This window comes from Gemmatimonadales bacterium, from assembly GCA_036265815.1.
Classification (GTDB): domain Bacteria; phylum Gemmatimonadota; class Gemmatimonadetes; order Gemmatimonadales; family GWC2-71-9; genus CAVVWJ01.
Map to the genome: position 1 here is coordinate 128291 of DATAOI010000064.1, position 24200 is coordinate 152490.

Here is a 24200-nt window from a genome sequence, read left to right on the forward strand (position 1 = left end):
TCGTAAAGAGGCGCCCACGTCCCTCCAGGAAACCCACCGGTTGAGCCCGGCGTAGGTTGGAGAGATCTTTCCCAGCTGCTGACCCCCGACTCGGAGACCCTGGTGCCCCTGCCCCGTCTGCCGAACGCCGTCGTGCGCGCTGCCGCCGCGATAGCGCTCCTCCCCCTCCTCGCCTGTGGCCACGCCGCGCCCGGCGCCGAGGTGCCCGCCCCTGCCGCCGCTACCGCCACCGAGATCACCCCCGCCGACCTCAAGACTCGGCTCTACATCTACGCCGACGACTCGATGGAAGGCCGGTTGAGCGGCACGGTGGGCGACGTGAAGGCGACGGACTACATCGCCGCCGAGGCCGAGCGACTGGGGCTCACGCCCGCGGGCGACAACGGGAGCTTCTTCCAGACGGTCCCGCTGGTGCGTCGGATGGTGACCTCCGACTCCCGGCTCTCGGTCGAAGGCGTCCCCCTCGCCATCTGGACCGACGTCCTCCCGCGGGACCAGGGAAAGGGGGCCCGAGCGCTCGACGGCGTCCAGACGGTCTTCGGCGGCACCGTGGGCGACAGCTCGGCGCCGATCATCTCGCCGGACGAGGCCGCCGGGAAGCTGGTGGTGATTTCCGCGGCGCCCCAGCCTGGTGGCGCGCCCACCGGCGCCGTCAACCGCGCGGCGGTCACCAGCCAGTTCGCCACCGCGGCGGGAATCGCGGTGACGACACTCGACGCGATCGCCGCCTCGGAGCGGGCGTCGTTGCGGGAGGCGGGCGCCCAGCTCGCCGTGTCGGACGCCAAGCCGACGCCCACCTTCTTCTACGTGACCTCCAAGGCCGCCAGCACGCTCCTGGGCGAGCCTGTCGCTGAGGCCAAGCCCGGCGATCCCGGGGCCACGGTGCACGGCAACCTCCACTTCGCCGACATGCCGGCCCCCGCGCCCGCTCGGAACGTCGTCGCGATTCTGCCGGGCACCGACCCCAAGCTGGGCAACGAGCTGGTGGCCATCGGCGCCCACAACGATCACATCGGCATCCAGCCCTTGGCTGAGGATCACGACTCGCTCCGGGCCTGGAACACCGTGATGCGCCCCGAAGGCATCGGCAGCTCGCCGGGCACGCCCACGGTGGCCCAGACCACCCGGATCCGTGCCATGCTCGACAGCCTGCGCAAGCTCCGCCCGCCTCGCCCGGACTCCATCGCCAACGGCGCCGACGACGACGGCAGCGGCACGGTGACCGTGCTGGAGATCGCCGAGGCGATGGCCCAGGGCCCGGCCCACCCCAGGCGCTCGGTCCTCTTCGTCTGGCACACCGGCGAAGAGCTCGGCCTGCTCGGCTCCGACTGGTTCACCCGCCATCCTACGGTCACCCGCGACTCCATCGTGGCCCAGCTCAACATCGACATGGTCGGCCGGGGCGACGCGACTGACATCCAGGGCGGCGGCCCCGGCTACCTCCAGCTCATCGGCAGCCGCCGGCTTTCCACCGAGCTGGGCGACATCGTGGAGCGGGTGAATCGGGAGGGGAAGCACGGCTTCCTATTCGACTACACCTACGACGCCGACGGCGAGCCCCACAACTACTATTGCCGCAGCGACCACTACATGTACGCCCGATTCGGCATCCCGATCACCTTTTTTACGACGGGCGCGCACATGGACTACCACGAGGTGACGGACGAGCCGCAGTACATCGACTACGCCAAGATGGCCCGGGTGGCGGGGCTCATCCAGGACGTGGCGCTGGCCGTGGCGGATCTCGACCACGCCGTGGTGGTGGACAAGCCGAAGCCGGATCCGAATGGGGGGTGTAGGCAGTAGCGGTGGGAAGGGTGGGAAGGCGGGACCCTCTGTGATGATGCGCACGGTGATCGTGGAGTGCCGGAGTTAGGTAGGGGGTTGTGTCTATTGCTGGCGGCCGACGATCGATCGTGTGATCACGAACCACCGACCAGGAGAGCCGTGATGGCCTGCGTCCGCTGCGGCATCCCGCTTCCGCAATACACCGTCCTCTGCACCGGCTGTGGTACCAACCAGTACCAAGTCCGGGTCACCGCCCGTGTACTATTCTGGGCAGTGACCGCGGGATTCGGTCTGATCCTGGCGCTGGCCTCGCTGGATCCGCCGGGCCGCGCCGAGCCACCAGATTTGCCCTCGATCGCCCCTCTGCCGGTCGGTCACCCGTAGCCGCTACGTCACTCAGCGGCGTCGGTGCTCCGTGATGGCGGGTCCGGTCGGCTGTCCGGCCGGCCGCGAAACTCGAAGTGGTCCGGGTTCAGTACCCGATCCCAGAGGAACATGCCGGCCACCCGGTGCATGAGGCGCCATGCGATCACTTTCTCGGTGATCACGGAAGCGGCTTCCCAGACGCCAGGCGTGAGCCCGGGGTAGCTCTGGGCGAACTCCGGCCGAAGCCGCGCCTCGCGCCGCTCCGCCATCAGTCGGTCAGCCGGGTCAAAAGTCCCGTCCACAGCGTTCCACGCGGCTCCGTGCCGCGGAACTCGAAGTGCTCCTCGGGCAGCAAGCGTCCCTCCCCCAGCCAGGGTACTCCATTTCGCGCCCGCTCGCGCATCACGACCGGCACCAGGGCCGCCGCCCGCACCCAGCGCTCGGGCACGAGCTTCGGGTAGAGCGCTGCCGCCTCCAGGCGCAACCTGGCCTCGCGTACGGGTAGCCGCGACTCGTCATCGGGCGGTGGTTGGATTCGGCCCATACTCAGGGGTAACCCTCTCACCGGAATCGAAGCTGTGACCCGGGTGACACTGCCCCCCCGGGGGCCGCGCGGCAGCGTGCGCCGGCCGACCAAATCCGATAGCTTGGGGACATGGCCGCCAGACAGCTTGCCCCGTTGGTACTCCTTCTCGCCGGCTGCCACAGCGGACAGATCACGCCCGCGGGTGGACCCGCCCCCGATGCGCCGGCCGGCGGCAACGGCCCGGTCACCACGTCGCCTGGCCCCACCTCGGCCCCCGCTCCGACACCGCCGGTCGCTCCGGGCAGCCCCTCACCCGCCTCTGCCGGAATCCCTCCGGGCGACAGCCTCCCCATCCGGGAGATCGGCCACTGGCAATACGCCCAGGTGGACGACCAGCCCCGGCGGCTGGTCATCCAGGATCCGGTCACCTGGACCCGTTTCTGGAACCAGCTCGGCGCCGACGGCGCCCAGCCGGTGATCGACTTCAAACGCGAGCTGCTGGTGGCCGTGACCCAGGGCCGGCAGCCTCACGGGGGCGTCGAGGTGCAGGTCGAGCGGGCGGTCCGGTCGGGCGACGCGCTGACGATCGGAGTGCTCGAGCGGTCACCCGGGCCCGACTGCATGACCACCGAAGTGATCACTCACCCCACCCAGGTGGTGGCACTGCCCGCCGCCGGAGTGAAACGCTGGACCTTCGTGGAGCGCAAGGAGATCCGGAGCTGCGGGTGAGGCAAGGGCGGTAAAGACGGTGAGGTCGGTAAGGGCAGTACGGGCGGCAAGGGAATCCCATGCCTGCACTTACGAACCTTACCGCCCTTCCCGTCCTTACCGCCCTTGCCGTCCGCCCTTCCGTCCGACGCGTAAGATATTGCTACACATGGTCTTAATCCAGCCTTGACTTGCCTCAGTCGGCCCCTGTTATTCCGGCCAGGACCTGCACCGCTGGTCCGCTGAACCGCCAACCGAAAGCACGGAATGTCGTCCCAGCCAACCCGCAGCAATCCCAGCCGCGCTCTGCCCGCGCTCGCCCATGCGCCCGGCGGACCACTGGAGCTCGAACGGCCGAAACCCACACTGGTCCCGTCCGAGCCGGCGCTGCCGCCGGTGGCGCGCGCCGCGGCGCGGGTCGACACGGTGCACGGCGAGGTGCGGATCGACGAGTACTTCTGGCTCCGCAATCGCGAGGATCCCGAGGTCCTCGCCTACCTCGAGGCGGAGAACCGCTACACCGAAGCGATGATGCGGCACACCGAGCCGCTGCAGGAACGGCTCTTCCGGGAAATGCGTGGGCGGATCAAGGAGACCGACCTCTCGGTGCCGGAACGGCTCGACGGCTGGCTCTACTACTCTCGCACCATGGAAGGGGCGCAGTATCCCATGCTATGCCGCCGCCCGGCCGCGGAGGGGGACGCCACGGACGACGGCGCCGAAGAGGTGCTGCTGGACCAGAATCCGTTGGCGGAGGGGCACGCCTACTTCCGGTTGGGCACTCATGAGGTGAGTCCGGATCACACGCTGCTGGCCTATGCCGTCGACACCAGCGGCGCGGAGGCGTTCACCCTTTACGTCAAAGACCTGGCGACCGGCGAACTGCTGGCAGAGACCATCGGCAACGTGTCGCCCAGCGTCGCCTGGGCCAACGACAGCCGGACTCTGTTCTACGTGGTGCTGGACGAGGCGCGCCGGCCCTGCCGACTCTACCGCCATCGACTGGGGGAGAACCCGGTCGAGGACGTGCTGGTCCACTTCGAGCCGGACGAGGCCTTCTTTCTCGACATCAGCCGGAGCGGCAGCCGGGAGTACCTGCTGCTCGACCTGGGCAGCCACTCTACCTCCGAGGTCCGCTATGCCAGCGCCGACCGTCCGGAGGAGTCGTTCCGGGTGGTCGAGCCGCGCCGCGCCGGCATCGAGTACACCGTGACCCACCACGGCTCCCGCTTCCTGATCACCACGAACGACGACGCTCCCAACTTCCGCCTCGTCTCCGCCCCGGTGGAGAACCCCGGCAAGGCGGCGTGGACCGAAGTCCTGCCACACCGGCCGGCGGTCAAGCTGGACTCGACCGATGCGTTCCGCGATCACTTGGTGGTGTACGAGCGGGAGGCGGGACTGCGCCAGATCCGCGTGCTGCCGCTCGCGGGCGGCGCGTATCTCATCCCCTTCCCCGAGCCGGTGTACACCATCCGGCAGCACGAGAACCCCGAGTTCGACACCAGTCTGCTCCGCTTCTCCTACACCTCGATGGTCACGCCCAACGCTGTGGTCGACTGGGACATGGCGGCGCGCACCTGGACCGTCCGGAAGCAGACCGAGGTGTTGGGGGGCTACGACCCGAGCCAGTACCGGACCGAGCGGCTCTTCGCCACGGCGCCGGACGGCGAGCGAGTGCCGGTGTCCCTGGTCTACCGGCTGCCGCTGGCGCCGGGCGAGCGGCGGCCGCTCCTGCTCAACGGCTACGGCGCCTACGGGGTGAGTTTCGACCCGGCGTTCTCCTCGAGCAGCCTGTCGCTGCTCGACCGGGGGTTCATCGTGGCAATCGCCCACGTGCGCGGGGGCGAGGAGATGGGGCGGGCCTGGTACGAGGGGGGGAAGCTGCTCAAGAAGCCCAACAGCTTCACCGACTTCATCGCCGCCGCCGAGCACCTGATTGCCGCCGGCTTCACTTCGGCCGACCGGCTGGTGGTCACCGGCGGGAGCGCGGGCGGTCTCCTGATGGGTGCCGTGGCCAACCTCCGGCCCGACCTGTTCCGCGCGGTGCTGGCCGAGGTGCCGTTCGTGGACGTGGTGAACACCATGCTGGACGCCACGCTGCCGCTCACGGTGATCGAGTACGACGAGTGGGGCAATCCCAACCACCCCGCGGCGTACGCCTGCATCCGCTCCTACTCGCCGTACGACAACGTGGAGTCCAAGGACTATCCCCACATGCTGGTGACGGCGGGCCTCAACGACCCGCGGGTGGCCTACTGGGAGCCCGCCAAATGGACGGCCCGCCTCCGGGCCCGCAAGACCGACGGCAACCGACTGCTGCTCAAGACCAACATGGGCGCGGGGCACGGCGGCGCGTCGGGACGGTGGGATTATTTGCGGGAGGTGGCGTTCAAGTACGCGTTTGTGCTGGATGTGGTGGGGATGGGGGCAGGGTGAGGCAAGGTGGGGCAAGGTGGGGCAGGGTGAAGGGAACGCCGCTGTTCCGAGCACCGGGTGTCATTCCGAGGCCGTTTTGATGCGCTCAGGGTAGATGCCGCGAAGGAGGCGCGGCGTCACGGACGACCTGCAAACCTCCATGCATTTGGCGCCGCGCTTTCACTTCGAGAGGGCGCCTCTGGATCAGCCCCACCTCTCTCCTCCCCTCCGATCTCGACCTTCGTGATGTCCGGCCGAAAGAACAGCGCCACCGTCCAGTCGAGGACGATCCGCAGCCGCCGGTCCCACCGCGGCATCTGCAGCAGGTAGTACGTCCGCCGGAACCACCAGGCCGGGAAGCCCGTGAGCCTCACGCGCAGGACCTGGGCCACCGCCCGCGAGTGGCCCAGCGAGGCCATGATTCCGAGCCCCCCGAACACGAATGGCGTCGGGCTTCGCCCCTGGACGGCGGCGGCCACGTTTCGCGCCACCTGTCGAGCCTCCCGGACCGCGTGCTGCGCGAGCGCCGGATAGGGGCGGCCGTCCGGTCCTGGAATCGCGGCGCAATCGCCCAGTGCCCACACCTCGGGATGACTCCGGCTCCGCATGGTCCCGTCGACGTCGATCCGGCCCCGCCGGTCGTGCGCCACCGGGATGCGGGTGGCGGCCGCGGTCGGCACGGTCCCCGCCGCCAGGACTACGGTCTCCGTCTCGAGCGTCGCGTCCGCCAGGTGGATCCGCCCCGGCTCGATCGCGCGCACCGGCGTGGAGGCCCGGATGTCGGCACCCCGCCGCTGGAGCACCCGCATGGCCACGGCCGCCAGCTTCGGGTCGACTTCCGGCAGGATGCGCTCGGTGGCCTCGAACAGGTGGAACCGCAGCTCCTCGCGCCGGAGCCGCGGATAGTAGCGCAGGACGTCCTCGGCGAACGCGGTGAGCTCGCCCAACAGCTCGACCCCCACCAGGCCTCCGCCGATCACGACGAAGGTGAGACACCGTCGCCGAAGCTCGGGGTCGGCGGCCGCATCAGCGCGCTCGAACTGCTCGATCACATGGTTCCGGAGCAGGAGCGCGTCCGCCATCGTCTTGAAGGTGAAGGCGCGCGGCGAGCCCGGGATCAACGTCTCGTTGGTCTCGGCGCCGAGCGCGACGACGAGCTGGTCGTAGGGGAGCTCGCGGGCGCCGTCGCCCGCCATGGCCCGGACTACCCGCCGCTCGACGTCCACCTGCTCGATCATGGCCTCCAGGAAGCGCACCCGGCGCAGGGTGGGACGGACGGGCTGCGCGCAGTGCCGCAACTCCAGCCGCCCGGAGCACGCCTCGAACAGGAGGGGCGTGAGTACGAAGAAGTTGTCCCGGCTCACCAGGGTGATCTCGACTCCCGGCCGCCCTCGGAACAGCCGGTCCAGGTGGCGTGCGGCCGCCAGCCCGCCGAATCCGCTGCCCAGCACCACGATCCGGGTCGTCGCCCGGCCGTCACCATTCCCGCTGTTCGTTGCTTTACCTGCGCTCATACATCCCTCCGCTGTCCCGGTCTCGCTCCCGGCCCGCGGGCCCGGCGGGACTCGCGTGCTGACGTCTCTCGCTAAAAATATCGCCCCGCGCCACGGCAGCGAAGCGGAGCGCCGGGCTGTCGACGTGGCGAGCTGATTGCCGCGGCTGTCATCCCGAGGAGCGCCGGCGACGAGGGAGCTACAGCCCCGGGAGGGGCTCGAGCGGCAGCAGCGCGCCGATGAGCCAGAACGGGAGCGAAAGGGCCACCACCAGGAGGACAAATGCCAGCGGCCGCCTGCGCTCCTCTCCCGGCTCGTCGCTATCCGCCGCGTAGCTCGGCATGGCGGTGAGACGCTGGGGGTCGGCGGGCGCGTCGACCAGCGCCGTCCGAGGTAGATTGGGATGAGGTCTCCACCAAGGCGATGCGCTTTCAGGAGGAACCGAGGATGGCCAGAAACGAGAAGCCTGCCGCGAAGGCGGCCAAGCGCGTGAAGAGCAAGGCGGCCAAACGCGTGCGGAAGACAGCCGAGCTGGTGCGCGCCAGAGGGAAAGTGCTGGCGAAACGGGTCTCCAAGAAGCTCACGGGGAAGGCGAAGAAGCGAACCAGGGCGAAGGTCGCCGCTGCCGCCGGCGCCGCCGCCGTAGCCGCCGTGGCCGGTGTGGCCGTCGCCCGGAAACGGAAGCGGAAGAAGGGGGGGTGGCTGAGGAAACTAGGGTAGCAGAGACAGGGTGAGGCAAGGTGAGGCAGGGTGAGGCAAGGGCTCCCTGCCCCACCCTGCCTCACCCTGCCCCACCTTGCCACCTTCACCTGAGCATGCCCCATGATGACCCTTTCCCCGGGCACCCGCTTCCCCGAGCTCCAGGCACGGGCGGTCGACGGCAGCACGCTTCGGATTCCCGAGGAGCTGCAGGGGATCACCGCCGTGCTGCTCTTTTACCGCGGCCACTGGTGAAGCCACTGCCGTCAGCAGTTGGCTGACTTTCAGCAGCACTTTGCCGAGTTCAACGCGCTGGACGTTCAGATCGTGGCGCTCTCGGCGGACAGCGAGCAGGACGCCTGGGAGATGACCCAGCGGCTGGGGCTCTCGTTCACCGTGCTCCACAGCCTCGATCCAGAGGCGACCTCCCGCGCGATCGGCTGTTACGCCGGCACTCACGACGGCCGCCCACACATTCAACCCGCCGACTTCATCCTCGCGCCCGACGGGACCATCGTGCACGCGGTCTATTCGAGCGGCAAGGTGGGCAGGCTGACGGCGAATGACGCGCTCACGGTGGTGGGGGAGGGTGGGGCAAGGTGGGGCAAGGTGAGGCAGGGTGAGGCAGGGTGAAGGAACGCGCTCCTCGTCTCACCCTGCCGCACCTTGCCCCACCTTGCCCCACCTTCAGTACCCCAATTGCTCATCCCATTCCCCTGGCCGCCCTTCCCGGGTGAAATCGAACAGGTTCCAGAGCGGTTCCAGCGTGCCGACGTGGCGTGGGTCCTGGCCGGGATCAGTCGGGGCGTAGAAGAGCTCTGAGCTCCAGAAGTGGCGGATCTCCGCGCCCTGGCGGTGGAACACGGTGAGCATCGGCCGCTGCGATCCCCCCGCGGTCTCGGCGAGGTAGTCGCGGTTGTAGGAGTTGGCGGCCGAGCTCAGGAGCCGGAGGCGGCGCCAGTCGCGCTCCTGGGCGAAGGTCAGCAGGCGTGTCAGCGGCGCCTTGGCGACGACGGCGAAGTTGAGGTGCTGACTGGCGTGCTCGACCGCGCCATCCAGCTGGTCGAGCAGCGCCACGCACGAGGGGCACGGGGCCTCCGCCAATGGCAGCCGCGCCGTCCGGCCGGCCGGTGCTCCCGGCCGCGCATCGCCGGGGTCGCGGGGGAACATGAAGCTGTAGATCACCAGCGAATCCTTGCCCGGCGCAAATAGCTGGGACATCCGCACCGCGACCGGAGCACCATCGGCACCCGCGCCCGCAAAGACGTAGTCCTCCGGAACGACCCCGCCGGGCGGCAGCTCGCGCCTTGCGGCCGCCACCGCCTCCATCGCGTGGCGGAGCTCGATCTCCATCCGCAACAGCCGGTCGCGCGCGGTGCGGTATTGCGGGGACTCGTTGGGGAAGGTGACGGGCATGAGTTGAGGCTCCGGGGAAAGGTGAGGCAGGGTGGGGCAGGTGGGGCAGGGTGGGGCAAGGTGGGCACGGCGCTCAACGACTGGGTATGTTGCCTTCACCCTGCCCCACCCTGCCCCATCCTGCCTCACCTTACCCCCCTACCTCCGGCACCCCGTACTGCCGCAAGATCCGTTCGATCTCCGCTCGCCGGCGCACGAGCGCCGCGTCGAGCTGGTTTCGGAGTGTGGTATCCTCCCGCCGTACCCCCAACGAGATCGCGAAGGTGAATGGGAGCCCCGGCGGGTCGATGGCGGGCTTCACCGGCGTGAGCGTCATCGGCACCTTCTCCCGGCTACCGAAATAGCCGGCGAACGGACCCCACACGATCGCCACGTCGACGTCGCCCCTGGCCACCGCGTGGATCAGCTCGGCCGGCGGGTTGGGCTTGGAATAGTCGCCGTACAGGCTGTAGCCGACCACGTTCTCCGCGATGTGGCGCCGGCCCAGCGCGTGGGCCGGGGGCGGGTTGGTGTAGTCGTCGCCGATGAAGTGGATCCCGATGCGGACCCGCCGGAGCGCCGGGTCGTCCAGCGATTGGATCCGGAGCCCCCGGTCCCGCCGAGTGAGAAAGACGTAGGTCGATGTGTAGTACGGCCGAGTGGTGAGGACACGGTCGCTCCCCACGGGCATCCCCATGATCACATCGCAGCGGCCGGCACCGAGCGTCTTCCTGACAAAGCCGCGCCACTGCGGAGCCCAGGTGAACGCCAACCGCGCGTGGAGCTCATCCGCCATCAGGGCGGCGATCCGATCCTCGAAGCCCTCACCGCGTCGGTTGGAGAACGGGAGATTGTTGGGATCCGCGCAGACGCGAAGCGTGCGTATCGCCGGTGGCGGCGCCACATCGGCCCACCCGGCCAGGAGCATCGCGGCGAGCACCGGCATCGCCAGTTTCATCGCTGAAGTAGACGGCAGAGAGCGTTCTCGGAGCGGTGATGCAGGTCACGGGGGAGGGTGGGGCAAGGTGGGGCAGGGTGAGGCAGGGTGAGGCAGGGTGGGGCAGGGTGAGGCAAGGTGAGGCAGGGTTGGTTGGGCGGTGGATTGCTTACGGGACTGGGGTGGATCCAATGATCTTGGAGTATGTCTCCGCCCTATGAGAGGCTCGCAGCGTGGCGGTTCTGTCATGAGCTTGCGCTCAGGTCGCGGGAGTTCACCAAAGGATGGAGCAAAGAAGACAGCTGGTTGGGGAGCCAGATACGCCGGGCTGCCTTCTCCGCCGCGGCGAACATGGTCGAGGGATCCACTAAGCGAGGTCCTCGCGAGTTCCGGCGTTATCTCGACATCTCCCTCGGCTCGCTTGCGGAGCTCGAATACGCCTTCCGATTTGCCTGCGACGCAAAGATCGAGTCGGACCTACCCTGGGATGACATCAGGACTCTGCGGAACCGAGCCCACGGAACCACGCGGCTGCTCTACAACACGATAAGTGACAAGGTGAGGCAGGGTGAGGCAAAGTGAGGCAAGGGGCTGTGAGCGAGTGGGTGTGTTGCCGTTACCCTGCCTCACCTTGCCCCACCCTGCCCCACCTTGCCTCCCTTTCACGACGCCAACGCCACGTAGCTCGGAAGCGCCCGGAGGCGCCGTACCCGGTTCAGATGGTGCGCGTCGCGCCGCTCGAGGAAGCCGAGTCCTTCGAGTGTGGTGAGCCAGCCGACGACCGGGTGGCGGAAGAAGGGACGGGAGAGGTCCTCCGGTCCCATGAGCCCGAGCACGGCGCGGAGATTGGCGCGGGCGCGGCTCCAGCGGACCTCGAGCTGCCCCAGGCTGCTGCCGCCCGACGGCAGAGTGCCCGGCGCCGCGGCGCGGAGGCGGCTGCCCCGCGCGAAGCTCAACGAAAGCAGCGGCAGCACCACGGCGGCGCGGGCGCTGTCGGCCAGGCTGCGGGTCGGAGGACGGTCAGGAATGCCGCGCAGCACCTCCTCCTCGGCCAGGACGAGATGCTCCACCAGGTCGAGCGCCGACCAGCTCCCGGGCGCCGGATGGAAGACCAGGCGTCCCGGCGTCATGGCGTTGAGCTCGCGCAGCATGGCGGCGCGCTGCCGCTCCAGGCGGTTGAACCGGCGCTCGAGTTGGCGAAGCATGAGCCAAACTTACTCGGTCGGCTCTCTGGAAGCGCGGCGGAGCCACCGGTCCAGCAACCACTCCCAGCCCAGCGTCGGCCGGATCGCTCCGGGCCGCACCCCGAAGAGCCTGAGGCTCTGCCGGCTGAGCGAGCTGTGGTCGCTGTAGCCGCCCTCGACGGCCACGGTGAGGAGCGGCACGCTCTGGTCCGCCTGGAGCCGGAGCGCCGAGCGGACGGCGTGCGCCGCGCCGAGCCACTTGGCCGGCCCCGGCACCCCGGCCCGGAGGAACCAGGTCCGCGTCGTCCGCTCGGCGCGGCCCAGCCGAACCAGCAGATCACCCAGCTCGTGGTGCAGCGGCGCCAGACGGAAGATCTGCCCGATGAGCTGGGCCACCGCGGGCGAGAGAGCGGGCAGCCGGACCGCCAGCCACTGCTCCACCTGCTCCGGCAGGTCGGTGGTATCGGTCATCGTGCGCTCCAGCCGGTCCCGCACCGCCTCGCCCTCGAAGAGCACCGCCCGCACCTGGAGTCCGCCCGCCCGGCGCACCCAGTCGAGGTCCTCGGGCGAGGCGCGCCGCTCGACCCGGAGCACCACTGGCGCCGCGGGGAATCGGGCGCGGAGTCGGGGGACCAGGGCGGTGATGGCGGACCACTCCTCGCGCGGCGCGGAGAGCCCGACGGCCAGCAGGCTGCCAGCGGCGAGATCGCTGGAACGGAGAGCGGCGAGCTCCGGCACTGCCGTGAACTCTCGATACGGCGGCGCCAGAGAGGAGACGGCAGGTGGCGCCAGCAGGGACAGGGACGGCATGGCCGGATATTAACTCAGCCGCCGATGAGCCGCATCGATGCCTCGTTGTAGCGCTCGCCGGCGGCCGCGCCCTGCGGCGCCACCCCGTCGATCTCCTCCAAGTCCGCCTCGGTGAGCTCGACCTCCAGCGCGCGCACGTTCTCCTCCAGGTAGCGACGCTGCCTGGTGCCCGGGATCGGCACGACGTCGTCGCCCCGCGCCAGCACCCACGCGAGCGCCAGCTGTGACGGGGTGCACCGTTTCCGCCGCGCGATCCGCTCCACCTGCGCCACCAGGTCGAGATTCTTCTGGAAGTTCTCCCCCTGAAACCGCGGCGAGCCGCGGCGCCAGTCGCCCGGCGGAAGGTCGTCGATGCTGCGGAACCGGCCGGTGAGAAAGCCACGCCCCAGTGGACTGTACGCGACGAAGCCGATGCCCAGCTCACGGCAGAGAGGCAGAATCTCGTCCTCGGGGTCCCGAGTCCAGAGCGAGTATTCGTTCTCGAGCGCGGAGACCGGAAACTCCCGATGCGCCCGACGTATGGTGGCCGGCGCCGCCTCGGAGAGACCGATGTAGCGCACCTTTCCCTGCCCCACCAGCTCACCCATGGCCCCGACCGTCTCCTCGATCGGCACCGTGCGATCGACGCGGTGCTGGTAGTACAGGTCGATGTGGTCCACGCCGAGCCGCTGGAGCGAGGCGTCGCAGGCGCGGCGGACGTACTCCGGCCGGCCGTTGATACCGAGGTAGCTGCCGTCTTCACCCCGCTGGTTGCCGAACTTGGTGGCCAGCACCACCCCGTCGCGCCGCCCTCGGACGGCCCGGCCTACCAGCCGCTCGTTGGTGAACGGCCCGTACATGTCGGCGGTATCGAGCAAGTCGATGCCCAGCTCGAGAGCTCGATGAATCGTCGCGATCGACTCGGCGTCGCTCCGGGCGGCCTCCGTGGGGTCCACGTAGAACTCCGACATCCCCATGCACCCGAGTCCGAGTGCCGAGACCGTGAGCCCCTGACTTCCCAGCCCGCGCCGCTGCATCTCCATTATCGCACGCTCCCCTCAGGTGATGGTCTCCTGGAATGACAGCTAGGGGCATGGGCGAGTAATTTCAAGTCTCGTGACGTTCCCGCGACCAGTATCGAGGCGTCTCATGGCCAATCAGGGATCCATCAAGCGGCTCTGTGTCTTCTGCGGGACCAACACCGGCGCCCGCCCGGAATACGCGGCGGCCGCCCGACAGCTCGGCGCGCTGCTGGCGGAGGAGGAGATCGAGCTGGTCTACGGCGGCGCCAGCGTCGGCATCATGGGCGACCTGGCCGATGCGGTACAGGAGGGCGGCGGACACGTGACGGGCATCATCCCCCAGCAGCTCATCCAGAAGGAGGAGGCCCACCGCGGCATCCCCGATCTCATCGTGGTGGCATCGATGCACCAGCGGAAGTCGCAGATGGCCGACCTCTCCGACGGTTTCGTGGCACTGCCGGGGGGGATCGGCACGCTGGAAGGGTTCTTCGAGATGCTCACCTGGGGACAGCTCGGCATCCACGCCAAACCGTGCGCGATTCTCAATGTGGCGGGCTACTTCGAGCTGCTGTCGCGGTTCCTGGACCACGCCGTGAAGGAAGGATTCCTGACCGAGACCCACCGGGCCACCATCATCGTGGAATCCGATCCACGCCGACTGCTGGAGCGGCTTCGGGCCTACACCGCGCCGACGGGGGCGCCGCTTATGGGACGGTCGAATAGGTGAGGGAGGGTGGGGCAAGCTGGGGCAAGGTGGGGCAGAGTGAGGCAGGGGTGGTGAGCGACAGGGGGTGTTGCCTCACCTTGCCTCACTCTGCCCCACCCTGCCTCACCTTGTATGCTTGTTTTTCCGGCGTCCAGCCCGCCAGCTCCGGATCGGGCGGCAGCAGCAGCGGCGACGGTCCCCGCATCGGGAAGCGGGCCTTGAGCCGGAGGAACGGCTGCTCCCACGCATGCCAGGAGACCAGAGCTACGACCGCTGAGACAGCGAGCATCATCCCCGTGAAGATCGCCTGCCCCAGGAGTTGCGAGCCCGCCCGCTGGGCGAACCAGGGCACGTCGAACCCCAGCAGCACCACCAGACCCATCAGCAACGGATGGAGCACGTAGAGTCCGTAGCTCAACCGGCCGAAGAAGCCGAGCACACGGCTGCGCCATAGCCGGCCGAACAGTGACCCCGCGGGAGCTGTGAGCGCGCCGGCAAGGAGCGCAGCGCAGGTGAGGGCGAGGAGCGGGTAGCCGATGGTCAGCATCCCCAGGGACCCCACCACCGGTCCCTGGGCAGTGGCGACTATGACCGTGACACCGACGGAGCCCACCACCAACACCGGACGGATTCCGGCCCTGAGCCACTCGAGTCCCCCCGGCTCGCTTGCCACCAGGGCGAGCCAGGCACCAGCGGCCAGAGGGTCGAGGTGGGCAGGGGTAAGCACGTAGGAGACCACTCCCGGTTGCCCCAAGCCACGAAGGGTCATGCGGAGCACGAAACTTACCAGAACGGCGCCAAGGCAGACGGTTTTGAGGCGCTCCCGCGACAACAGCCACACGACCAGCGGCCACACCAGGTAGAACTGCTCCTCGACTGCCAGCGACCAGAAATGTTCCAGCTCGAAGCTGGTGTTCCAGGAGCCCGCCAGCACGATCCTCACGTTGGCGAGGTAGCTCCAGTACCAGCCCTGGCTGTGCAGGAGATCCCGGGTCCGTTCGGCCCCCAAAAGATGGAGATGGGGAAGGCCGACAAAGACCAGCAGAAGGCTACCGTAGTACAGCGGAAAGATCCTGAAAGCGCGCCGCAGATAGAAGTTGCGGAAAAACCGCTGCCCCCCCTTGGCCTCCAGCAGGATGCCCGTGATGAGAAAGCCCGACAGGACGAAAAAGAGGTCCACCCCGAGCCATCCAGTGGCCGCAACGCGACTCAGCTGGCGTTCGAATGGATTGGTCGGCTGGAGGCGCATGAAATGCGCGAACAGGACGGGCAGGATGGCCAGGCCCCGCAGCCCGTCCAGGGCTGGCAGGTGACCGGACAACCTGGATACGGCTCGGGAGGTGGCCATCGAAGGCGCAAACCGAGGCAAAATATGCGCCCCGCGGAACTTGCCTCACCTTCCCTTCTCCGGCTTCACCGCAAGCTTGGGCGCCGGATCCTTGGTCGCATGCTCCGCGGGCGGCCTGCCCCCGAATCGTTCCACGTAAAAACGAGTGAACTCCGCCCCAAGCAGCACGATCTGCGCGGAGTAATAGACCCACAGCAACAGCACGATGACCGATCCCGCCGCGCCGTAGCTCGAGGCCGTGGTGCTCTGTCCCAGATACAGCCCGATCACCTGCTTGCCGATGCTGAAGAGTCCCGCCGTCACCAGGCCGCCTATCCATACGTCGCGCCAGCGCAGGTCCACATCGGGCAGCACCTTGTACACCATGGCGAAGAGCAGCGTCACAACGCCCAACGACACCAGGACGTTGGCGGCCTGCCAAACGACCGCGAGTGCGGGGAATGCGTGTCCCATGTACTGGTCGAGTGCGGCGAGCGCGGCGCTCACCAGGAGCGAGACCAGCAACAGGAATCCCACCCCGACCACCAGCGCGAACGAGATCACCCGCGGTAGCAGCAACTGCCGGATGCCCGCGCTCGGCTTGGGCTTCACCCGCCAGATGGCGTCCAGCGCAGTCTGCAGCTCGAGGAACACGCCGGTCGATCCCAGAAAGAGCGTCACCATCCCTATCACCGTCGCCAGCGTGCTGGAGGACCGCTTGGCGGCGCCCTCGAGCATCGCCTGTATGGCCTCCGCGCCGCTCCTCCCCACCAGGCCCTGGATCTGTCCTACGATCTCACCCCGCACCGCCTCGGGGCCGAACACCAGTCCGGCCATGGCGATTGCCACCAGCAGGATGGGCGCGAGGGCGAAGAGGGTGTAGTAGGCGAGTGAGGCGCCCAGCCGGGGGACGTTGTCGTCCCACCAGCCAGCCAGCGCGTGCCTCATCACCCACCAGAGCGCGGCGGGAGTGATGATGACCCGCCGCTTCACGTCGGTGGACGACCGTCCGGGGCGCAGGCGGTCATGAGATAGAGCTGCCGGCCCGACTCCTCGACCGGACGCACGGTGTCGACGCGGAAGCGCGTCGCGAAGGCGCGCTCGAACCCTTCGCGGGTGTAGTCCGGGAAGATGTCCGGGCGGTTCTGCAGCAGGCGTTGGACCTGGCTGTCCTCCTTAGGCACGAACTCGATCACCAGCGAGCGGCCCAGCCGGGCGAGGAAATCGGCGATCCGGGGCAGCGGCAGATTGCGGCCGATGGCCAGGTGGTGCACCAGCGCGAGCGCCAGCACCGCGTCCGCCGGGCCGCGCTGCTCCAGCGACAGCCGCTCGCTGTGGGCCCACCCCTGCGCCGGCGAGGGATTGGCGAGATCCAGCACCAGCGGAAGGACGCCCGTCTCCGACTTTTCCCGCACTCGGCGATAGTTCCGCTCCACCGCCGCGGGATCCAGATCGAAGGAGACGACCTGTGGCGCCACCTCGCGGGCGGCGCGGGTGTAGTCCCCGGTGTTGGCGCCCAGGTCCCAGACCGTCGCGGGCGAGAGCGGACGGAGATACTCGGTCACGATCTCCCGCTTGGAGCGCGCCGCCGATGTGGTATAGCTGTTGTCGGTGGCATACTCGGCCCAGACGGTGCCGGCCGGATTCCAGGCGAGACCCTCGACCGCGGAGCGGAGACTCGCCACCAGCCCGCTCACCGCGTTCCTGCTCATCGTGCGACCCCGCCCCTTGGCGCTCACGGACGCGCCGGCGTAGCGGGACTGCGCCTTGGCGTGCAGATGGACGTGGAGCAGCAGGCCCAGCCGGGCCCAACTCGTGGTGGGAAGCAGCCGACTGCCCAGATCCAGCGGCACGCCATCGAGGTGGGTGCGGAGAAGGGTGGAGCAACGCACGTCGCGCAGGCTCATGAGCGCGAGCGGCACCAGGAAGTGCTCGCAGAACTGCCCGTACGCGATCCACGGCGTCCCCTCCACCCGCGGCTCGAAGGAGAGGGTGTCGATGAAGATCGGCCGGCCGTCGCGGAACTGCACGTTGTACGCACTGGCGTCGCGCAGCACGAAGTCGCGGGCGAGCGCCCGCTGCTGCAGGTCGAGGGTCAGCAGCGCCGCGTCCCGCAGCTGGCCGAACGACCACTCGTACGGATAGGAGATGAAGGGAACCCGCTCGGGGCGAAGCACCGTGAAGGCATCCGCCGTGGCCGCCTGGGACAGACCGGCGTCGGTGTGGGGAATCAGCAGTCCGTCACCGGCGAGCTCGTCGTACAGTCCAGAGGAGAGAAACGCCTCGAAGGTAGGGCGAAACCCGGCATTGACCTGGCGGTAGAGGGTCCCGTCCCGGGTGAAGACGAAGCCGCTGGGGTCGCGGAAGGAGCCGTCGACCGGCTGCCAGCTCACCGCCCCGGGTCCGCTCACTCCGACTCGGAGAGCTTGTGGGTGGCGGTGGGGCTCTCCTGGATCCACACGGTCTTGGTGTTGACGAACTCCCGCATGCCCTGGCTGGAGAGCTCCCGCCCATAGCCCGACTGCTTCACTCCACCGAACGGCACCCGCGGATCCGATGCGACCATGGCGTTGATGAACACCATGCCCGCCTCCAGGTCGGCGATGAAGCGGCCGCGCTCCCCCGCATCGTTGGTCCAGGCGCTGGCGCCGAGTCCGAACGGGGTATCGTTGGCCAGCCGGATGGCATCGTCGAGATCGCGGGCGCGAAACAGGATCGCGACCGGGCCGAAGACCTCGTCGTGGTACGCCGGCGAGTCGGGTGTCACGCCGGTGAGCACGGTCGGCGCGTAGTAGAAGCCTGGCCGGTCGAGCCGGCGCCCGCCGGTCAAGAGCCGGGCCCCCGCGGCCACCGAGCGCTGCACCTGCTGGCCGATGGTGCTCACCTGGCTCTCGTTGGCGAGCGGACCGACCTCGGTGGACGGATCCATCGGATCGCCCACCTTGAGCGCCTCGAATTCCGCCACGAAGCGCCGCTCGAACTCCTCCGCGATCGACTCCTGCACGATGAAGCGCTTGGCCGCGATGCACGACTGGCCGTTGTTGATGACCCGCGCCTTGACCGCGGTCCGCACCGCGGTGTCGAAGTCGGCGCTTGGCATCACGATGAACGGGTCGCTCCCGCCGAGCTCGAGCACCGACTTCTTGACCACCTTGCCGGCGGCCGCGGCCACGTGCCCACCGGCCCCCGTGCTGCCGGTCAGCGTGACCGCAGCCACCCGGGGGTCCTCGATGACCTGGCGGACGTGATCGGTGTCGATCAGCAGCGTCTGGAAACAGCCCTCGGGAAATCCCGCCCGGCGGAAGACATCCTCGATGGCCAGGGCGCACTGGGGCACGTTGGAGGCGTGCTTGAGCAGGCCAACATTACCGGCCATCAGCGCCGGCGCCGCGAAGCGGAAGACCTGCCAGAAGGGAAAGTTCCACGGCATCACGGCGAGCACCGGCCCGATCGGCTGATAACTCACATAGCTCCGCGAGGCGCTGGTCTCGACGTACTCGTCCGCCAGAAACCGCTCGGCGTACTCGGCGTAGTAGCGGCAGCCGAGGGCGCACTTGGCCGCCTCTTCGACAGCGGCCTTGATCGGCTTGCCCATCTCCAGCACCATGAGCTTACCGAGCGCCTCCTTCTCTGTCTCCAGGATCTCGGCGGCGCGGAGCAGCATGCGCTTTCGGTCGGCCAGCGGGCTCTTGCGGTAGCGCCGATAGGTATCGGCGGCGCATTGCAGGCGCGCGTCCAGCTCGGCGTCCGACAGCGGCTGGAAGGTACGAACGGTCTCGCCGGTGGCGGGGTTGATCGTGGCGATGGTCATGCCCGTATCTTACTGTCGGAATGGGCCAGCGGAAATAGGGCCGGGATCATAGATTGGGCTATCATGACAGCACTCAGCCGCCTGCTCGAAGGCAGCATCGACTACGCGGGGCTGTTTCCCCCCGCCGCGCTGGAGCTCGGGGCCGCCGTCCGGCAGTACGCCTCGTACCGGGACGGCGAGCAATCGTGGGCGCTGGGGCGGTTCGTCATTCCGGTGTCGCGGCTGTCCGAGCTGGAGGCGAGCGCGGCCGGGCTGATGCCACCGCAGCCCTCGGAGCGGCCGTGGCGGCTCACGGCACTCGTCGGACTGGACACCGCCGCCGACGCGCGTGTCGTAGGTGAGTTCAACTGTCGCCATGCCGCGCACGGCGCGCCCGGCGCCGTCACCGACGCCATCGAGGCGAAGGCGGACACGGTGGCGGCAGTCGATCGCCTGCTCGGCTCGGTCCCGGACTATCTCCAGACCTACGTCGAGATCCCCATCACCCAGGATCCGACGCCGCTGGTGGAGGAGATCGCCCGCCACGGTGAGCGGGCCAAGGTCCGGACCGGCGGGATCACGGCCGCTGCCTTTCCGACCACCGCGGACCTCGCCCGCTTCATCCGGGTCTGCGCCGAGGCGAACGTGCCGTTCAAGGCGACGGCCGGGCTGCACCACGCGCTTCGCGGCGACTACCCGCTGACCTACGCGCCGGACAGCTCACGGGGCCGCATGTTCGGCTTCCTCAACGTCTTTCTGGCCGGCGCCTACGCGCTGGTCGGCATGGACGCCGCCACCCTGAAGCACCTGCTGGAAGAGACCTCCCCTGCCGCCTTCGACGTGACGGACGACGCCATTACCTGGCGGGGACACCGGCTCGACCTCGGGGCGATCCGGCGCGCGCGCGAGCTAGTGGTGGCGTTCGGGTCGTGCTCGTTCACCGAACCAACGGAGGAAACGGCAAGGTGGGGCACGGTGGGGCAGAGTGAGGCAAGGTGGGGCGCGGGGAAGCATGGTGAGGCATCGCTATGAGCGGTCGGTTGTGTGTCCCTGAGACCCTCACCCCTGCCCCACCCTGCCTCACCCTGTCACCTTCCTCTAATGGATGAAACCCACGATCCCGCGCGTACCTCCTGGCTCCCGTCTGCCCAGGGCTCGACCGATTTCCCGATTCAGAATCTGCCCTTCGGTGTCTTTCGCCGGCGGGATGAGGACGAGCCGGCCCGAGTCGGGGTCGCCATTGGGGACTGCATCCTCGACATTACCGCGTGTCATGACGAGGGCCGCTTCAGGGGCGCGGCGGAGCGCGCGGCCGAGGTATGTGCCGCGGACTCGCTCAACCCCCTGATGGCGCGGGGCCGGGCGCCGCGGGTGGCGCTCCGCCGACAGGTGAGCGCGCTGCTGAGCGCCGACTCCCCCGCGTACAAGGCCACTCCGCGCCTGGCCGACCGGCTGCTGGTCCCGATGGCGGAGGCGGAGCTGCTGCTCCCGGCCACCATCGGGGACTATACCGACTTCTACGCCTCGATCCATCATGCCACCAATGTCGGGAGCATGTTCCGCCCCGATAACCCGCTGCTTCCCAACTACAAGTGGGTGCCCATCGGCTATCACGGGCGATCGTCGTCGATCGTGCCCAGCGGGACCCCGGTGCGCCGGCCGGCCGGGCAGCGGAAGGATCCGGCGAGTGAGACGCCGGAGTTCGGGCCGGCGCGGCAGCTGGACTATGAGATGGAGCTCGGCTGCTTCGTGAGCGTGGGGAACCCAATGGGAGAGCCGGTACCGGTCGCGGAGGCGGAGGAGCACCTCTTCGGCTTCTGCCTGGTCAACGACTGGTCGGCCCGCGACATTCAGAGCTGGGAGTACCAGCCGCTGGGGCCGTTCCTCGGCAAGAACTTCGCGACCACGATCTCGCCCTGGCTGGTGACGGTGGAGGCGCTGGAGCCGTTCCGGGTGCCTGCGGCGTCGCGGCCGCCGGGGGATCCTACGCCGTTGGCCTATCTGCTGGACGCTGCGGATCAGGAATGCGGAGGGGTGGATGTGATCGTGGAGGTCTACCTGGCCTCGGCGCGGATGCGGGCCGAGCGGATGGCACCGGTCCGGCTGAGCCGGTCCCGGGCGGAGGATCTCTATTGGACGCCGGCTCAGATGCTGACGCACCACACCAGCGGCGGGTGCAACCTCCGCTCCGGGGATCTCTTTGCGAGTGGGACGATCTCGGGGCCGGAGAAGGAGGCGCGGGGGTCGCTGCTGGAGGTCGCGTGGTGTGGGGCGGAGCCCGTCGGGCTGCCGACCGGCGAGACGCGGAAGTTCCTCGAGGATGGGGACGAGGTGATCATGCGAGGATACTCGGAACGGGCGGGGGCGGCGCGGATCGGGTTCGGGGAGTGCCGGGGGGTGGTGACCGGGTGGTCGTAATGGGGACCAAACCCCGGCGAGCCGCAGCTTTTCTGGCTGGAGCTTCGGCCAAGGTGTGGTTGGATCTTCGGGCTCCGGCGGGAGGCGGTGCTCCCGGAGCGCGCCTCAGTGACTGCGGCTCCACCCCGAACGCCGCGAAACGATCGATGCAGGCACTGCTCGCGCGCGGAGGGAGCATCGCCTCCCGCCGGAGCCGTGGACCCGGAGAATCGCTTCCGGCCCACGCCCGAGGAGCGGGGATGCCACGGGACGAAGCCGACCCGCGGCGTTACGCGGGGGGCTCAGGCTGCGACCCCGGCCCGCCCTCCAGCGCCGACCTCAAGCCGGTGATCAACTAGTAGTTGGGCCAGAGTCCCGGAGTCGCCAGCTCCAGCAGGTGCCCATCCGGATCGCGGAAGTAGATGCTCCGGCCCCGGGGCCAGTCGACCCGGCTCTCGATCGCGATCCCCTCGGACGCCAGACGCTCTTCCCACGGCGCCAGATCCTCCTCGGCGACGGCGAACGCAAAATGGAGCCGCCCCGCCCCATCGTGCGGCGGGATCTGGCCGCCCGGCGTCGGCACCGGACCAGGCGTGCCTCCCTGGAGAAAGAGCAGGAGCACGTCCCGACCGGCGACGTCGAACGCGCAGAAGCGCTCGTCGGCCGCCATGAGAGGGAAGCCGAAGAGCTGGGAGTAGAACTCCCGGGAGCGAGCCAGATCGGAGACGTGCAGTCCCGTCTCCAGCACGCCCTGGATCGGCGGGGGCGCCGGCGAGGACCGGTCGCCCCCAGTCGGGCTCAACTCGCCTTCACGATCCGGGTCACGAGGTCCTGCGCAAAGTTCTTGTCCCACTCAGCCAGGTTCTTCCGCGCCGTGGCTTCCACGTGGGTGCTGCTCGCGCCCCGCGACTCGAGGGTGACGGTGACGTCGAGGTCGCCCTTCTTGCCCTTGAACTCGCGCTTCTCGCCGGCGTTCGAGCTGCTGGACGCATCGGGGACGATCCCAAAATCCTTCATCACGCTCTGGGTGCGCGCGGCTGTCTGGTCGATCGAGGCGTCGACCAGCGACTGGGCGCCGCGGGTGGTGAGATAGACTCCGCCGGCCGCCCCGGCGGCGGCGCCGACAGCCGCGGCCGCGCAGCCCGCCGCCGGCATGGCCAGGGCGAGCAGCAGGACAGATTGTCTCAGAAATGCCTGGGTCCGCATCATGATCCTCTCCGCGTGTGAGTTGCCTGACATCTCCTCTACGGTAGGCGCCATCCGGCCGCGCCGTCGGCGGTCTGGGTCACACATTCCGACTCTTCCACGCCACCCCGGCAGAGGTCATATTCCGCGCAACCTTCTTCGAGAGCCCCACCGTGGCCACCTTCCTCAAGACCACCGAGCTTTCCATCGACGGCGCTCATACCCTGCCGAGGGAGTATTACACGGCGCCGGACATCTACGCCGAGGAAATGGAGCGGATCTTCCGGCGGCGATGGCTCTGCGTCGGCCGGGAGGACCGGATCCCGGGCCCGGGGGACTATGTGCTCCAGCCGTTGGGCCAGGACAGCGTCCTCATTCTGCGGGACAAGACCGGTAGCATCCGGGCGTTCCACAACGTCTGTCGCCACCGGGGCACCCGCCTCTGTGAGGAGTCGACCGGCCGGCTCTCCGAGACGATCCAGTGCCCCTACCACGCCTGGACCTACGCGCTCGACGGCCGGCTCCTGGGGGCGCCCTCCACCAGCGATCTCGAGGGATTCAACAAGGCGGACTGGCCGCTCTTTGCGGTGGCGACCGCGGTGTGGGAGGGCTTCATCTTCATCAACCTGGCGGAGCAGCCGGAGCCGTTCGAGCAGTCGTGGGCGCCGCTGCTGGGCAAGTTCAGCCGGTTCAACCTGCCCAATCTCAAGGTGGGGCGGACCATCGAGTACGACGTTCAGGCCAACTGGAAGCTGCTGCTGCAGAATTACTCGGAGTGCTACCACTGCGGGCCAGTGCATCCGGCGCTGGCCAAGATCACCCCGCCTACCAGCGGGGAGAATGATCTCGTGGAGGGACCCTTCACCGGCGGATATATGGTGATCGGACGTGGCGCGGAGAGCCTCACCATGAGCGGCCGGGCCTGCGGCGTGCCGGTGGGGGAGTTGCCCGAGGAGGACATGAACCGGGTGTACTACTACGCGCTGTTCCCCAACATGCTGCTGAGCCTGCACCCGGACTACGTGATGTTCCACACGCTGTGGCCCCAGAGCACCGGGCGAACCCAGATCTTCTGCAGCTGGCTTTTCCATCCCGCGACACTGAGCGATCCGACGTTCAATCCGGACGACGGGGTGGAGTTCTGGGACATGACCAACCGGCAGGACTGGCACATCTGCGAGCAGAGCCAGCTCGGGGTGCAGTCGCGGGCGTACCGGCCGGGGCCGTACTCCAAGCGGGAGGCGATCTCGGTGCAGATCGACCGAGAGGTGTTGAGGAGTTTGGGGCGGGGGTGATGGGGGCGGAGATCGGGGGGTGGTGGCGGAGATCGGTGGGGTGGGGGCGGTGGGGGCCGCGCTGGTACAGTGGTGGGCGCAACAGCGTTGCGCGGTGGTCGGACCGGACGATGCCCGCCGGCAACCCGTGCTCGGGCGCAGGCGGCGGGCGGGGATCGCGGAGGGAGTCAGGCCG

The 24200-nt window shown here is 68.9% G+C and carries 26 protein-coding genes and 1 pseudogene; 12 read left to right on the forward strand and 15 right to left on the reverse strand.

All coding sequences use genetic code 11. The features are described 5' to 3' along the window. Positions 1 to 102: 102 nt before the first annotated feature. Both VHR41_14665 and VHR41_14670 read left to right on the forward strand, forming a co-directional pair. Positions 103 to 1806: a M28 family peptidase gene (locus VHR41_14665; GenBank protein HEX3235439.1), complete on the forward strand. Its 1704-nt coding sequence runs from the start codon at positions 103 to 105 to the stop codon at positions 1804 to 1806. A 144-nt stretch (positions 1807 to 1950) separates the two neighbouring features. Then, positions 1951 to 2172: a hypothetical protein gene (locus VHR41_14670; GenBank protein ID HEX3235440.1), complete on the forward strand. Its 222-nt coding sequence runs from the start codon at positions 1951 to 1953 to the stop codon at positions 2170 to 2172. An 8-nt stretch (positions 2173 to 2180) separates the two neighbouring features. On the opposite strand, the gene VHR41_14675 is transcribed toward VHR41_14670, so the two are convergent. After that, the gene (locus VHR41_14675; GenBank protein ID HEX3235441.1) at positions 2181 to 2423 is read right to left on the reverse strand and encodes a hypothetical protein; all 243 of its coding nucleotides are present in this window, start codon (positions 2421 to 2423) and stop codon (positions 2181 to 2183) included. Beyond that, a complete protein-coding gene (locus VHR41_14680) occupies positions 2423 to 2638 on the reverse strand; it encodes a hypothetical protein (GenBank protein ID HEX3235442.1) in 216 nt (71 codons plus the stop codon). Before VHR41_14680 ends, VHR41_14675 begins: the two co-directional genes overlap by 1 nt. Positions 2639 to 2809: 171 nt before the next feature. Between VHR41_14680 and VHR41_14685 the strand changes: the two genes are divergently transcribed. Both VHR41_14685 and VHR41_14690 read left to right on the forward strand, forming a co-directional pair. After that, the gene (locus VHR41_14685) at positions 2810 to 3409 is read left to right on the forward strand and encodes a protease complex subunit PrcB family protein (GenBank protein ID HEX3235443.1); all 600 of its coding nucleotides are present in this window, start codon (positions 2810 to 2812) and stop codon (positions 3407 to 3409) included. Positions 3410 to 3655: 246 nt separating this feature from the next. Then, the gene (locus tag VHR41_14690) at positions 3656 to 5827 is read left to right on the forward strand and encodes a S9 family peptidase (protein ID HEX3235444.1); all 2172 of its coding nucleotides are present in this window, start codon (positions 3656 to 3658) and stop codon (positions 5825 to 5827) included. Between the two features lie 116 nt (positions 5828 to 5943). Here the strand turns inward: VHR41_14690 and VHR41_14695 are convergent, their stop codons facing one another. Next, complete coding sequence (locus VHR41_14695) at positions 5944 to 7320, reverse strand: NAD(P)/FAD-dependent oxidoreductase (GenBank protein HEX3235445.1); 1377 nt, start codon at positions 7318 to 7320, stop codon at positions 5944 to 5946. 178 nt (positions 7321 to 7498) lie between these two features. Continuing rightward, positions 7499 to 7642: a hypothetical protein gene (locus VHR41_14700; protein ID HEX3235446.1), complete on the reverse strand. Its 144-nt coding sequence runs from the start codon at positions 7640 to 7642 to the stop codon at positions 7499 to 7501. Between the two features lie 104 nt (positions 7643 to 7746). On the opposite strand from VHR41_14700, the gene VHR41_14705 reads away from it, so the two are divergent. The 3 genes and pseudogenes from VHR41_14705 (at position 7747) to VHR41_14715 (ending at position 8631) form a co-directional block, all read left to right on the forward strand. Beyond that, entirely contained in the window at positions 7747 to 8019 is a 273-nt protein-coding gene (locus tag VHR41_14705; GenBank protein ID HEX3235447.1) for a hypothetical protein, read from the forward strand. Between the two features lie 102 nt (positions 8020 to 8121). Next, positions 8122 to 8253 (forward strand): hypothetical protein, encoded by a 132-nt coding sequence (locus VHR41_14710; protein ID HEX3235448.1) that lies wholly within the window; start codon positions 8122 to 8124, stop codon positions 8251 to 8253. A gap of 15 nt (positions 8254 to 8268) precedes the next feature. Next, positions 8269 to 8631 (forward strand): annotated as a pseudogene (locus VHR41_14715) (redoxin domain-containing protein). 54 nt (positions 8632 to 8685) lie between these two features. Here the strand turns inward: VHR41_14715 and VHR41_14720 are convergent. After that, entirely contained in the window at positions 8686 to 9414 is a 729-nt protein-coding gene (locus VHR41_14720) for a DUF899 family protein (protein HEX3235449.1), read from the reverse strand. 130 nt (positions 9415 to 9544) lie between these two features. Further along, positions 9545 to 10339 (reverse strand): substrate-binding domain-containing protein, encoded by a 795-nt coding sequence (locus VHR41_14725; GenBank protein HEX3235450.1) that lies wholly within the window; start codon positions 10337 to 10339, stop codon positions 9545 to 9547. 195 nt (positions 10340 to 10534) lie between these two features. On the opposite strand from VHR41_14725, the gene VHR41_14730 reads away from it, so the two are divergent. Beyond that, positions 10535 to 10912, forward strand: coding sequence for a four helix bundle protein (locus VHR41_14730; protein HEX3235451.1), 378 nt, complete (start codon positions 10535 to 10537; stop codon positions 10910 to 10912). Positions 10913 to 10992: 80 nt separating this feature from the next. Here VHR41_14730 and VHR41_14735 read toward each other — a convergent pair whose 3' ends face one another. The 3 genes from VHR41_14735 to VHR41_14745 are packed head-to-tail and all read right to left on the reverse strand — an operon-like array spanning position 10993 to position 13340. Further along, positions 10993 to 11535 (reverse strand): DinB family protein, encoded by a 543-nt coding sequence (locus tag VHR41_14735; protein HEX3235452.1) that lies wholly within the window; start codon positions 11533 to 11535, stop codon positions 10993 to 10995. 9 nt (positions 11536 to 11544) lie between these two features. Further along, positions 11545 to 12324, reverse strand: a complete 780-nt coding sequence (locus VHR41_14740) for a hypothetical protein (GenBank protein HEX3235453.1) — start codon at positions 12322 to 12324, stop codon at positions 11545 to 11547. A gap of 14 nt (positions 12325 to 12338) precedes the next feature. Further along, positions 12339 to 13340 carry an aldo/keto reductase gene (locus tag VHR41_14745; protein HEX3235454.1) on the reverse strand — a complete coding sequence of 334 codons (1002 nt, stop codon included), beginning with the start codon at positions 13338 to 13340 and terminating at the stop codon, positions 12339 to 12341. A 112-nt stretch (positions 13341 to 13452) separates the two neighbouring features. Between VHR41_14745 and VHR41_14750 the strand changes: the two genes are divergently transcribed. Then, positions 13453 to 14052, forward strand: a complete 600-nt coding sequence (locus VHR41_14750) for a TIGR00730 family Rossman fold protein (protein ID HEX3235455.1) — start codon at positions 13453 to 13455, stop codon at positions 14050 to 14052. Positions 14053 to 14134: 82 nt separating this feature from the next. Here the strand turns inward: VHR41_14750 and VHR41_14755 are convergent, their stop codons facing one another. From VHR41_14755 to VHR41_14770, 4 genes are all read right to left on the reverse strand, one after another. Next, entirely contained in the window at positions 14135 to 15352 is a 1218-nt protein-coding gene (locus VHR41_14755; protein ID HEX3235456.1) for an acyltransferase, read from the reverse strand. Between the two features lie 72 nt (positions 15353 to 15424). After that, positions 15425 to 16351: a YihY/virulence factor BrkB family protein gene (locus VHR41_14760; protein HEX3235457.1), complete on the reverse strand. Its 927-nt coding sequence runs from the start codon at positions 16349 to 16351 to the stop codon at positions 15425 to 15427. After that, on the reverse strand, positions 16348 to 17769 hold the full coding sequence (locus tag VHR41_14765) for a hypothetical protein (protein HEX3235458.1): 1422 nt from the start codon (positions 17767 to 17769) through the stop codon (positions 16348 to 16350). The genes VHR41_14760 and VHR41_14765 overlap by 4 nt, the downstream gene beginning before the upstream one ends. Next, positions 17766 to 19169: an NAD-dependent succinate-semialdehyde dehydrogenase gene (locus VHR41_14770; protein ID HEX3235459.1), complete on the reverse strand. Its 1404-nt coding sequence runs from the start codon at positions 19167 to 19169 to the stop codon at positions 17766 to 17768. The genes VHR41_14765 and VHR41_14770 overlap by 4 nt, the downstream gene beginning before the upstream one ends. Before the next feature lie 63 nt (positions 19170 to 19232). Between VHR41_14770 and VHR41_14775 the strand changes: the two genes are divergently transcribed. Together VHR41_14775 and fahA are read left to right on the forward strand one after the other, a co-directional pair. Continuing rightward, on the forward strand, positions 19233 to 20180 hold the full coding sequence (locus VHR41_14775) for a hypothetical protein (GenBank protein ID HEX3235460.1): 948 nt from the start codon (positions 19233 to 19235) through the stop codon (positions 20178 to 20180). Between the two features lie 69 nt (positions 20181 to 20249). Next, positions 20250 to 21566, forward strand: a complete 1317-nt coding sequence (gene fahA / locus VHR41_14780; GenBank protein HEX3235461.1) for a fumarylacetoacetase — start codon at positions 20250 to 20252, stop codon at positions 21564 to 21566. 334 nt (positions 21567 to 21900) lie between these two features. Here fahA and VHR41_14785 read toward each other — a convergent pair whose 3' ends face one another. Together VHR41_14785 and VHR41_14790 are read right to left on the reverse strand one after the other, a co-directional pair. Then, a complete protein-coding gene (locus tag VHR41_14785) occupies positions 21901 to 22347 on the reverse strand; it encodes a VOC family protein (GenBank protein HEX3235462.1) in 447 nt (148 codons plus the stop codon). Continuing rightward, on the reverse strand, positions 22344 to 22754 hold the full coding sequence (locus VHR41_14790; protein ID HEX3235463.1) for a hypothetical protein: 411 nt from the start codon (positions 22752 to 22754) through the stop codon (positions 22344 to 22346). Before VHR41_14790 ends, VHR41_14785 begins: the two co-directional genes overlap by 4 nt. 149 nt (positions 22755 to 22903) lie before the next feature. On the opposite strand from VHR41_14790, the gene VHR41_14795 reads away from it, so the two are divergent. Next, entirely contained in the window at positions 22904 to 24025 is a 1122-nt protein-coding gene (locus tag VHR41_14795; protein ID HEX3235464.1) for an aromatic ring-hydroxylating dioxygenase subunit alpha, read from the forward strand. The last annotated feature ends 175 nt before the right edge of the window (positions 24026 to 24200 follow it).